This is a genomic window from Providencia sp. PROV130 (genome assembly GCF_028482225.1).
Taxonomy (GTDB): Bacteria; Pseudomonadota; Gammaproteobacteria; order Enterobacterales; family Enterobacteriaceae; genus Providencia; species Providencia rettgeri.
In genome coordinates this window covers 1-11,512 of record NZ_JAMPQC010000056.1, presented here as the reverse complement: position 1 = coordinate 11,512, position 11,512 = coordinate 1, and the positions used below count along the sequence as shown (strand labels likewise).

Sequence of the window (11,512 nt, the reverse complement as noted above, 5' to 3'; positions counted from 1 at the left end):
AGCGGACCCTGGTCAGGTTCCGCGAAGGTGGGCGCAGACATGCTGGGCTCGTCAGGATCAAACTGCACTATGAGGCGGCGGTTCATACCGCGCCAGGGGAGCGAATGGACAGCGAGGAGCCTCCGAACGTTCGGGTCGCCTGCTCGGGTGATATCGACGAGGTTGTGCGGCTGATGCACGACGCTGCGGCGTGGATGTCCGCCAAGGGAACGCCCGCCTGGGACGTCGCGCGGATCGACCGGACATTCGCGGAGACCTTCGTCCTGAGATCCGAGCTCCTAGGGATCGCCTCAGAAAACGGAAAATAAAGCACGCTAAGCCGTAAGTAAGCGTGCTCCTGTGAAAGCCACAGCTAAAACTGCGTAGTACACATAGAGGTATTTTTTTCTAGATTTATATCGAATTTCGTTATCGAATTTCGCTTATTATTGATCAACTCGTTGCAGATCATGAAGGCGAAAGTATGACGAATAACCCTACCGATGACAGCAGACCATGGTCGGTCTTTCTTATTTTTCTGCGGCTTGGATTGACATCTTTTGGCGGCCCCATTGCGCACTTGGGCTACTTCCGCGCCGAATTTGTCACACGGCGGCGCTGGCTCTCCGAACGGAGCTATGCTGACTTGGTCGCGCTTTGTCAGTTCTTGCCAGGGCCTGCAAGCAGCCAGGTCGGCATAGCGGTAGGACTGTCTCGGGCTGGATACAGCGGGGCGCTGGCTGCTTGGGCTGGCTTCACGCTGCCGTCTGCCATAGCCTTGATCCTTTTTGCGCTCGGCATCTCCAGCTATGGCGATTACGTCTCGCAGGGCGCGTTGCATGGCTTAAAAGTGGTGGCTGTGGCCGTGGTCGCTCAAGCAGTATGGGGCATGGCGCGTAACCTATGCACGGATGGGCTGCGAGTCACCATCATGGCAATTGCTACCTGCGTCGTTTTACTTGTGCCGTCCGCGTGGGGACAGGTTGGCGTGATTGCTATCGCAGGCATCGCAGGCCGGTTATTGTTCAAGCCAGCGAAAGTTGTTGAGCATGACCCCCTACCTATCACGGTCAGTCACCGGGCCGGCGTGCTTTGGCTCTCGCTGTTCTTTGTCTTGCTGATTGGCCTGCCGGTGTTGGCCGAACTGATGCCAAGTCAAACCATGGCAATGGTGGATTCCTTCTATCGTGTCGGATCACTGGTGTTCGGCGGTGGTCACGTTGTGCTGCCATTACTGCAAGCCGAAGTGGTGCCCTCCGGCTGGGTCAACAATGAATCCTTTCTCGCGGGGTACGGGGCAGCTCAAGCGGTGCCCGGCCCTTTGTTCACGTTCGCCGCGTTTCTTGGTGCCTCGATGAACACCGCCCCGTCGGGCTGGATCGGCGGCATTGTGTGTCTGCTGGCTATCTTCGCGCCCTCGTTCTTGCTGGTCGTCGGATCAATGCCATTTTGGGAGCGTTTGCGCCGCAATACAGGCATCCAAGCTGCGCTGGCCGGGATCAATGCCGCTGTAGTCGGCTTGCTGCTGGCCGCGCTGTATCAGCCTGTATGGACTAGCGCCATCTTTCAGCCGCAAGACTTCGGCTTGGCATTAGTTGCCCTTGTCGCACTTATGTTCTGGAAGCTCCCGCCGTGGCTGGTTGTCCTCGGTAGCGGTGCAGCTGGGTGGCTGTTGAGCGTCGCTCTGTGAGGCACAAAAAATGACTGACAAAGACCTCTACGGCGGTTTGATCCGCCTGCACATCCTTCACCATGCAGCCGAGGAACCTGTCTTTGGGCTGGGGATCATCGAAGAGCTACGCCGACACGGCTACGAGATGAGCGCTGGCACCGTGTACCCGATGCTGCACGGCCTGGAAAAAAAAGGCTATCTGACCTCACGCCACGAACGCACCGGGCGACGTGAACGGCGTGTTTATGACATCACTGAACAAGGCAGAACTGCACTTGCTGATGCGAAAACAAAGGTCAAGGAGCTGTTCGGAGAGTTGGTAGAAGGTGGTTGAGTTTTTGCTTCTATGTCAGGTTGAGCTATACCCTAACGCAACGTCAGGGAAGAGACTGTAATCACGTCAGAATAGAGTCCAATATGAAATTTATTGACACAATCAGTCAAGAGTAATAGATTTCACTCTGACACATTACCCTTGGAGACACTTTGTACGGTCAACGCATCGGCTACGTTCGCGTCAGCAGCTTCGACCAGAACCCGGAACGGCAATTGGAAGGGGTTCAGGTGGCGCGGGTGTTCACCGACAAGGCATCCGGCAAGGACACCCAGCGTCCCGAGCTGGAAAGGCTGCTCGCCTTCGTGCGCGAAAGCGACACCGTGGTGGTGCACAGCATGGATCGCCTGGCACGCAACCTGGATGACTTGCGCCGCATCGTGCAGGGCCTGACCAAGCGCGGGGTACGCATCGAATTCGTCAAGGAAAGCCTGGCCTTCACTGGCGAGGATTCGCCGATGGCGAATTTGATGCTGTCGGTGATGGGCGCGTTTGCCGAGTTCGAGCGGGCCTTGATCCGCGAGCGGCAGCGCGAAGGAATCGCGCTGGCCCGGCAGCGGGGTGCGTACCGGGGCCGCAAAAAGTCACTGAACGATGAGCAGATTGCCGAACTGAAACGGCGCGTCGCGGCGGGCGAGCAAAAGGCCCTGATCGCCCGCGACTTCGGCATTAGCCGTGAAACCTTGTACCAGTACCTGCGCGAGTCCTGAGCATGCCGCGTCGTTCCATTCTGTCCGCCACCGAGCGACAAAGCCTGCTGGCATTGCCCGATGTCAAAGACGATCTGATCCGATACTACACGTTCAGCGACACCGACCTGTCGGTGATTCGTCAGCGGCGCGGGCCTGCGAATCGGCTGGGCTTCGCCATTCAGCTTTGCTACCTGCGATTCCCCGGCGTCATCCTGGGCGTTGATGAGCCGCCGTTTCCGCCCTTGCTGCGCATCGTGGCGTCGCAACTCAAAGTGCCGGTCGAAAGCTGGGACGACTACGGGCAGCGGGAGCAGACCCGGCGCGAGCACCTGGTCGAACTGCAAACGGTGTTCGGCTTCCAGCCGTTCACCGTGAGTCACTACCGGCAGGCTGTCCACACGCTGACTGAGCTGGCTATGCAAACCGACAAGGGCATCGTCCTGGCCAACGCCTTGATTGAGCATCTACGGCGGCAGTCGATCATCCTGCCCGCGCTCAACGCCATCGAGCGCGCCAGTGCCGAGGCCATCACCCGCGCCAATCGGCGCATCTACGAAGCCCTGTCCGAGCCGTTGTCGAGCGGGCACCGGCATCGCCTGGATGAACTGTTGAAGCGCCGCGACAACGGCAAGACCACCTGGCTGGCATGGCTGCGGCAATCACCGGCCAAGCCGAATTCCCGCTACATGCTGGAACACATCGAACGTCTCAAAGCCTGGCAGGCGCTCAACCTGCCTACCGGCATCGAGCGGCTGGTTCATCAAAACCGGCTGCTCAAGATCGCCCGCGAGGGTGGCCAGATGACGCCCGCCGACTTGGCCAAGTTCGAGCCACAGCGACGTTACGCCACCCTCATGGCGCTGGCCATCGAGGGCATGGCTACTGTTACCGACGAAATCATCGACCTGCACGACCGCATCCTGGGCAAGCTGTTCAACGCCGCCAAGAATAAGCATCAGCAGCAGTTCCAGGCGTCCGGCAAGGCCATCAATGCCAAGGTGCGTTTGTACGGGCGCATCGGCCAGGCGCTGATCGACGCCAAGCAGTCAGGCCGCGACCCATTCGCCGCCATCGAGGCCGTCATTTCCTGGGACGCTTTCGCCGAGAGCGTCACCGAGGCGCAGAAGCTCGCCCAGCCCGATGATTTCGACTTCCTGCACCGCATCGGCGAGAGTTACGCCACATTGCGCCGCTACGCGCCGGAATTCCTCGACGTGCTCAAGCTGCGAGCAGCGCCCGCCGCCAAGGACGTGCTCGACGCCATCGAGGTGCTGCGCGGCATGAACATCGACAACACCCGCAAGGTGCCCGCTGATGCACCGACCAACTTCATCAAGCCGCGCTGGCAGAAGCTGGTGATGACCGACGCCGGCATCGACCGACGCTATTACGAGTTGTGCGCACTGTCGGAACTTAAGAACGCGTTGCGCTCGGGCGACATCTGGGTACAGGGTTCACGTCAGTTCAAGGACTTCGAGGACTACCTGGTGCCACCCGAGAAGTTCGCCAGCCTCAAGCAGTCCAGCGAATTGCCGCTGGCCGTGGCCACCGATTGCGACCAGTACCTGAGCGAGCGCTTGGAGTTGCTGGAAGCGCAACTTGCCACGGTCAATCGCATGGCGGCGGCCAACGACCTACCGGACGCCATCATCACCGAATCGGGCTTGAAGATCACGCCGCTGGATGCTGCGGTGCCCGACACCGCGCAGGCATTGATCGACCAGACGGCCATGATTCTGCCGCACGTCAAGATTACCGAGCTGCTGATGGAGGTCGATGAGTGGACGGGCTTCACCCGCCACTTCACGCACCTGAAATCCGGCGACCTCGCCAAAGACAAAAATCTGCTGCTGACTACGATCCTGGCCGACGCGATCAACCTGGGCCTGACCAAAATGGCCGAATCTTGCCCCGGTACGACTTACGCCAAGCTCGCCTGGCTGCAAGCCTGGCATACCCGCGATGAAACCTATTCGATGGCGCTGGCCGAACTGGTCAACGCCCAGTTTCGGCATCCCTTTGCCGGGCACTGGGGCGATGGCACCACATCATCGTCGGACGGACAGAATTTCCGAACCAGCAGCAAGGCAGAAAGCACCGGGCACATCAATCCGAAATATGGCAGCAGCCCAGGCAGGACGTTCTACACCCACATCTCTGACCAGTACGCGCCGTTCCACAACAAGGTGGTCAATGTCGGCGTGCGCGATTCCACCTACGTGCTTGACGGCCTGCTGTACCACGAGTCCGACCTGCGCATCGAGGAACATTACACGGACACGGCGGGCTTCACCGATCACGTCTTTGCCTTGATGCACCTGCTGGGCTTCCGCTTCGCACCGCGCATCCGAGACCTGGGCGACACCAAGCTCTACACCCCGAAAGGCGAAGCCGCCTATGACGCGCTGAAACCGATGATCGGCGGCACTCTCAACATCAAGCACGTCCGCGCCCATTGGGACGAAATTCTGCGCCTGGCCACCTCGATCAAGCAAGGCACGGTGACGGCCTCGCTGATGCTTAGGAAACTCGGCAGCTATCCGCGCCAAAACGGCCTGGCTGTCGCCCTGCGTGAGCTGGGGCGCATCGAGCGGACGTTGTTCATCCTGGGCTGGTTGCAAAGCGTTGAGCTGCGCCGCCGCGTCCATGCCGGGCTGAATAAAGGCGAAGCACGCAATGCACTGGCCCGCGCCGTGTTCTTCAACCGGCTGGGCGAAATCCGCGACAGCAGCTTTGAGCAGCAGCGCTACCGGGCCAGCGGCCTCAATCTGGTGACGGCGGCTGTCGTGCTGTGGAACACGGTCTACCTGGAGCGCGCAGCGCATGCGTTGCGTAGCAACGGCCATGCCGTCGATGAAACGCTATTGCAGTACCTGTCGCCGTTGGGCTGGGAACACATCAATCTGACCGGCGATTACCTCTGGCGCAGCAGCGCCAAGATCGGCGCGGGCAAGTTCAGGCCGTTGCGACCTCTGCAATCGGCTTAACGTGCTTTATTCTCCGTTTTCTGAGACGACCCCTCCTAGTCGCGAGTTGCAGCGACGGCATCGTCGGCTGTTGCACCTTGTCGGCCGAGGATCCCGAGTTCTGGCCCGACGCCCTCAAGGGGGAGGCCGCATATCTGCACAAGCTCGCGGTGCGACGGACACATGCGGGCCGGGGTGTCAGCTCCGCGCTGATCGAGGCTTGCCGCCATGCCGCGCGAACGCAGGGGTGCGCCAAGCTGCGGCTCGACTGCCACCCGAACCTGCGTGGCCTATACGAGCGGCTCGGATTCACCCACGTCGACACTTTCAATCCCGGCTGGGATCCAACCTTCATCGCAGAACGCCTAGAACTCGAAATCTAACGTCCGTTCGGGCATCGAGGTCCATGTCGGGGTGGGACGGGCCCGTGGCTTCAAGATCACTTGCAGTCCGACCGCGATGTCTTGGTTGCGCGAGAGGTTGTCGATATCTGTTGATTTGCACCCAAATTTGACCCGGGATTTGCATTGAATTTTGACCCACCCCTTGTTGTCAGAATTATGTCTCGATTTTCAGTTTGCGGGTCTGTTTTTCCTCCTGCTTATTCTGAGTTGAACTGTGTTTGAAGCGGTAACTTTCATTGCCGGTTTCCAGGATGTGGCAGTGGTGGGTTAGTCGGTCCAACAACGCTGTTGTCATCTTTTCATCGCCAAACACTCGGCTCCATTCCGAGAAGCTCAAGTTGGTGGTCAGTATCACGCTGGTTTTTTCGTACAGCTTTGAGAGCAGGTGAAACAGCAGTGCCCCACCGGTTTGGCTAAAAGGCAAATATCCCAGCTCATCCAGAATCACCAAATCGGCATACAACAGACGGTTTGCGATTTGTCCCTGACGCCCAGATGATTTCTCTTGCTCCAGTGCATTGACCAAATCCACGGTGGAGAAGAAACGCACCCGTCGGTTCAAGTGCATCACTGCTTGTGTACCAATGGCTGTGGCCAGGTGAGTCTTGCCTGTGCCTGGCCCACCAATCAGCACCACGTTCTGGGCTTGTTCCATGAAGTCGCACCGGTGCAATTGTTTGACCGTGGCCTCATTAACCAGGCTTTGACTGAAGTCAAAGCCCACCAAGTCCCGATACACGGGGAACTTGGCCACCCGCAATTGATAGTTCACCGAACGTACTTCACGCTCTGCCACTTCAGCTTTAATCAAGCTGTCCAGCATGGGCAAGGCTTGATTAAATGCTGGTGAATTCTGATTGCCCAACTCCTCAATGGCGTGTGCCATGCCAAAGAGTTTCAAGGATTTGAGGATTCTCACATGGCCTTCATGCTGCATCATGGGCTCTCCTTAAACTGTCATAGCGGTTCACGTTGGCCTGTGGTTCCAATGTCAGCCTTAACCCCTTGGGAATTGGAATCGGTTTGGGTGGAGGTTCTTCGGTCAAACGTCCCAACAGATTAAGCACATGCTCCTTCGATGGCTTGCCACACTCCAATGCCAATTCCACAGCACTGAGTACCGCACCTTCATCGTGGTGCAATACAAGGGCCAGAATTTCCACCATGTCACGGTCACCGCCGGGGCGTTGCAGCAAGATGGATTGAAGCTTCTTGAACGCGGGTGGCAATTCAGCAAATGGCGCACCATTGCGCAACGCCCCAGGTTTCTTCTGAAGCACAGACAAGTAATGGTGCCAGTCGTATTGTGTGTGGCCACGCCGAGCGTGGCCACTGCCAAACAATCTTGGATGCTCGGCAATGTGTTGGCCTTCGGCAGCCATCACCAGCTTGTCTGCATAAATCCGAAGGCTGATGGCCCTGTTGGCGTAACTGGCAGGAACGCTGTAGCGATTGCCCTCGTGGTGAACAAGGCAGGTTGAAGTGACTCGCTTGGTTTGCTCCACGAATGCATCAAAGGCATTGGGTAGCGCCATCAACTCGCCTTGTTCATCGGCAAAGGCCTCTTGCACGGTTTGGTCCAATTCGGGGTGGCGCAGCTCAGACCACAGCGCTTTGCAGCGATGCTCAAGCCACACATTCAAATCAGCAAGGCTTTGAAAGTCTGGTGCCCCTTGCCACAGGCGTTGGCGGGAATCCTGCACGTTCTTCTCAATCTGGCCTTTCTCCCAACCCGATGCTGGATTACAGAACTGCGCATCAAACAGGTAGTGGCTGACCATGGCAGTGAACCGCTGATTGACCCTGCGCTCTTTGCCACGCCCCACCGAATCCACAGCGGTCTTCATGTTGTCGTAGATGCCGCGCTTGGGAATGCCACCGAAGATTTGAAAGGCATGCCAGTGGGCATCAAACAGCATTTCATGTTTTTGCTGGTAGTAAGCCCGAAGCACAAAGGCCCGGCTGTGGGCCAACTTAAACTGGGCAATCTGAAGTTTGACCTGTTTGCCCGCTATGCGGGCAAAGTCCTCACTCCAATCGAATTGGAAGGCTTCGCCACAAGCAAAGCGCAAGGGGATGAAACAACCCTTGCCCGAGGTTTGCGCCTTGAACTGTTCGGAATCTTTCCACTGTCGGGCAAAGGCACACACTCGGTCATAAGACCCGGTAAAGCCCAAAGCGACCAAATCCCGGTACATGCTGCGCAGGTTTCTGCGCAGCTTCTTTGTCTTTTTGTGCTCGGTGGAGAGCCACTGCCTTAACTTGGGCTCAAAAGGACTTAACTTGCCAACGCTGTCTCGCGCTGGGTACTGCGGTTCAACCACCTTGCTTTGCAAATACTTGCGAACGGTGTTCCTGGACAGGCCGCTTCGTCGGGCTATTTCCCGAATCGACGCACCATCGCGAAAATGCCAGCGTCGAATTGCGCTCAATATCGCCACGTTTATCACTCCTTGATTTCTCCCGCCATATCCAGACGGGAAACAGTGTCATACGTGGGTCAAATTTCGACGCAAATCTTTACCCTAAGTTGGGGTGCGGACAAAATCTTGGACTACTTTAGGAGTAGTTCATGTATTCGTATGAAGATCGCCTTCGAGCCGTGAGGTTGTACCTGAAGCTTGGGCGCCGGATGAGCGCCACACTACGGCAGCTGGGATACCCCACCAAGAACTCGCTGAAGGCCTGGTTGGCAGAATTCGAACGGAATCAGGATCTTCGCCGAGGCTATCAACGGATAAAACGGCAGTACACCGATGAGCAAAAGCAACGGGCAGTAGATCACTATATCGAACAAGGCTACTGCCTGAGTCACACAATCCGAAGCCTGGGCTACCCAAGCCGCGAGGCCTTGCGTGCCTGGATCCGTGATTTACGCCCTGAATTCGCTAGGACGGTCGTCGGCAGCAGCGCTCCCACAGTCGCCCGCTCTCGCCTCGAGAAGCAGCAAGCCGTCATTGCACTGAACCTGCGCGTAGGTTCGGCAAAGGATGTGGCCGACACTGTCGGTGTATCGCGACCAACGTTGTATAACTGGCAGCATCGATTACTTGGCAAAGTGCCCCTAAAACCCATGACAAAGAAGAAAGGTGACACCTCGCTCGAGCAGCGGCATGAGGCACTACTCAGGGAACTGGCCGAACTGGAGAGCCAGAACCAGCGGCTTCGCATGGAGAATGCAATTCTGGAGAAGGCGAGTGAATTGATAAAAAAAGACATGGGCATCAACCCCCTCGAACTGACAAGCCGAGAAAAAACGAAGGTGGTTGATGCCCTCAGAGTCACGTTTCCATTAGCCAATCTGTTGTGCGGCCTGAAGCTGGCGCGCAGCACATACTTCTATCAACGCCTGCGGCAGACGCGGCCCGACAAGTACACGCAGGTGCGTGAGGTCATTCGGACTATCTTCGAGGACAACTACCGCTGCTATGGCTATCGACGCATTGATAGTGCCTTGCGCCTTGGTGGCATGCGTGTGTCCGAGAAGGTCGTGCGTCGCTTGATGGCGCAAGAGCGTCTGGTCGTGAGAACACCGCGCCGCCGGCGCTTCTCGGCGTATGCTGGCGACCCGACACCAGCGGTCCCGAATCTGCTGAATCGCGACTTTCACGCGTCGGCGCCGAATACGAAATGGTTGACCGATCTGACGGAAATACACATTCCGGCAGGGAAGGTCTACGTCTCGCCGATCGTCGATTGCTTCGATGGGCTGGTGGTGGCCTGGAATATCGGCACCAGCCCGGATGCGAACCTGGTCAATACCATGCTGGATCACGCGGTACGGACACTGCGACCCGGTGAGCATCCGGTTATCCATTCGGACAGGGGCTCGCATTATCGCTGGCCTGCGTGGATCCGCCGCACTGAAAATGCCCAATTAACGCGGTCGATGTCCAAAAAGGGCTGCTCGCCAGACAATGCTGCATGCGAGGGCTTTTTCGGACGATTGAAGACCGAACTAATCTACCCGAGGAATTGGCAGCACGTGACGCTGAAAGACCTCATGACGCGAATCGATGCCTATATCCACTGGTACAACGAGCGCCGCATCAAAGTGTCGCTTGGCGGGCGTAGTCCCATCGAGTATCGTCATGCGGTCGGATTGATGTCCGTATAAACCGTCCAAGAAATCGTCCGCACCCCCAGTGGGTCAATTTTAGATGCAACTCAACAGGCCATGCTGAGTGTGCGATGGTTGATCGCTTCCTCGCCGCTCTCCACGGCGACGATGGCCGCCGCCATCAGCAAGTGCGCCAGTTCCCCTATGGTGCCCTCGCTGCGTGTGAGCAGGTAGCGAGCCATGTCCAGCGTGGCAATTGGGGAAGGCCGGCGCAGCGGGAGCGAAGCGGCGAAGCTGGCCAGCAGTGAGCAGCAATCGTCGTTGGCCTCCCATACCGGCAGCATCATCGGCTCGAAGCGATTTTCCAACTGGTCATCGGAGCGGATGGCTAGGTAGGCGTCGCGCGTGCCTACCCCAACCAACGGGATGCGCAGTTCGTTGCCGAGGAAGCGCAGCAGGTTGAGGAATTCCCGGCGGTTGACGCTGTTGCCGGCCAGCACGTTGTGCAGCTCGTCGATCACCAGCATGCGCACGCCGACCTTGCGCAGCAGTGCCAGAGCCAGTTGCTCCATTTCCGGCAACCGTGGGCGTGGGCGCAGCGGCGCGCCCATCGCGGCGAGCAGCGCGACGTAGAAGCGGATCACGGACGGCTCGGACGGCATCTGCACGACCAACACCGGGATGTGCTCCTGGTCGGCGTCGGAGCTGGCCGGGTGGGTGCGGCGGAACTTCTCGACGATCATCGACTTGCCATTGTTGGTCGGGCCAACCAGCAGCAGGTTGGGCATGCGTTGCTTGTTTGGCCACGCATAAAGGGCTTCCAGCCGGTTCAGCGCCTCGACTGCGCGCGGATAGCCGATCCAGCGGTCGGCGCGAAGGCGCTGGATGCGCTCGTCCGCCGGAAGACGGGCCAAGCCCTGGGCCGCCGGCAGCAGGTGGGACAGGTCGATGATGGGATATTCGTCCACGGCTACCACTCCTCAATCTGGTCGAACGGTTTGGCGGGTGGCAAGTTGTCTGCCTGCGGGTCGGCAATATCCGTATCCGGCGGAACGGGCTTGTCCGGCCGAGCTGATGTCTTGAGGTGCTGGCGGCGATCCGCGTCACGCCGCGCCTTGCGTGTGGCCTTCTGCGCGCTGGTCACAATCTCACGCATCTGGCCGATCATGCGGAACAGCGCCGACTCATCCACCTGTTCGCGCCCTTGCTGCCGCAGTTTCGCCAGCGCCTGCCGTTGTTCCCAGAGGGTGACAGCCGGATGCGACAAGGTACGGTAGGGAATTTCCAGGTAATGCTGTCCCTCCGGTTCCAGGACCCAGATACGGCTGATGTCGCGCGGATCGCGCCGGATCAGAAAGGACGGCCAGCGTTCACGCCGCGCAATCCACGGCTTGAGCGCATCGGC

General features: G+C 58.5%; 9 protein-coding genes and 2 pseudogenes. 7 read left to right on the top strand and 4 right to left on the bottom strand.

The window, feature by feature from the left end:
* The first annotated feature begins 104 nt into the window (after nt 1-104).
* The 6 genes and pseudogenes from PSF28_RS23170 to PSF28_RS23145 all read left to right on the top strand — a co-directional run.
* The gene (locus PSF28_RS23170; RefSeq protein ID WP_000376616.1) at nt 105-308 is read left to right on the top strand and encodes a hypothetical protein; all 204 of its coding nucleotides are present in this window, start codon (nt 105-107) and stop codon (nt 306-308) included.
* Between the two features lie 155 nt (nt 309-463).
* Nucleotides 464-1,669 carry a chromate efflux transporter gene (chrA, locus tag PSF28_RS23165; RefSeq protein ID WP_000184001.1) on the top strand — a complete coding sequence of 402 codons (1,206 nt, stop codon included), beginning with the start codon at nt 464-466 and terminating at the stop codon, nt 1,667-1,669.
* 10 nt (nt 1,670-1,679) lie between these two features.
* The gene (locus PSF28_RS23160; RefSeq protein WP_000130000.1) at nt 1,680-1,985 is read left to right on the top strand and encodes a PadR family transcriptional regulator; all 306 of its coding nucleotides are present in this window, start codon (nt 1,680-1,682) and stop codon (nt 1,983-1,985) included.
* Nucleotides 1,986-2,137: 152 nt separating this feature from the next.
* Nucleotides 2,138-2,695: a recombinase family protein gene (locus PSF28_RS23155; protein WP_012478189.1), complete on the top strand. Its 558-nt coding sequence runs from the start codon at nt 2,138-2,140 to the stop codon at nt 2,693-2,695.
* A gap of 2 nt (nt 2,696-2,697) precedes the next feature.
* Nucleotides 2,698-5,664: a Tn3 family transposase gene (locus PSF28_RS23150; RefSeq protein ID WP_012478188.1), complete on the top strand. Its 2,967-nt coding sequence runs from the start codon at nt 2,698-2,700 to the stop codon at nt 5,662-5,664.
* Nucleotides 5,665-5,684: 20 nt separating this feature from the next.
* Nucleotides 5,685-6,026, top strand: a pseudogene (locus PSF28_RS23145) (GNAT family N-acetyltransferase); the annotation flags it as partial.
* Between the two features lie 175 nt (nt 6,027-6,201).
* On the opposite strand, the gene istB reads toward PSF28_RS23145, so the two are convergent.
* Together istB and istA are read right to left on the bottom strand one after the other, a co-directional pair.
* On the bottom strand, nt 6,202-6,987 hold the full coding sequence (istB, locus tag PSF28_RS23140) for an IS21-like element IS1326 family helper ATPase IstB (protein ID WP_000983249.1): 786 nt from the start codon (nt 6,985-6,987) through the stop codon (nt 6,202-6,204).
* Nucleotides 6,974-8,497, bottom strand: a complete 1,524-nt coding sequence (istA, locus tag PSF28_RS23135; RefSeq protein WP_001324342.1) for an IS21-like element IS1326 family transposase — start codon at nt 8,495-8,497, stop codon at nt 6,974-6,976. Before istA ends, istB begins: the two co-directional genes overlap by 14 nt.
* Nucleotides 8,498-8,619: 122 nt before the next feature.
* Here istA and PSF28_RS23130 point away from each other — a divergent pair, with 122 nt between their 5' ends.
* A complete protein-coding gene (locus tag PSF28_RS23130; RefSeq protein WP_000287615.1) occupies nt 8,620-10,164 on the top strand; it encodes an IS3 family transposase in 1,545 nt (514 codons plus the stop codon).
* A 50-nt stretch (nt 10,165-10,214) separates the two neighbouring features.
* Here PSF28_RS23130 and PSF28_RS23125 read toward each other — a convergent pair whose 3' ends face one another.
* Complete coding sequence (locus PSF28_RS23125; RefSeq protein WP_000344784.1) at nt 10,215-11,075, bottom strand: TniB family NTP-binding protein; 861 nt, start codon at nt 11,073-11,075, stop codon at nt 10,215-10,217.
* 2 nt (nt 11,076-11,077) lie between these two features.
* A pseudogene (locus PSF28_RS23120) lies at nt 11,078-11,512 on the bottom strand (Mu transposase C-terminal domain-containing protein); the annotation flags it as partial.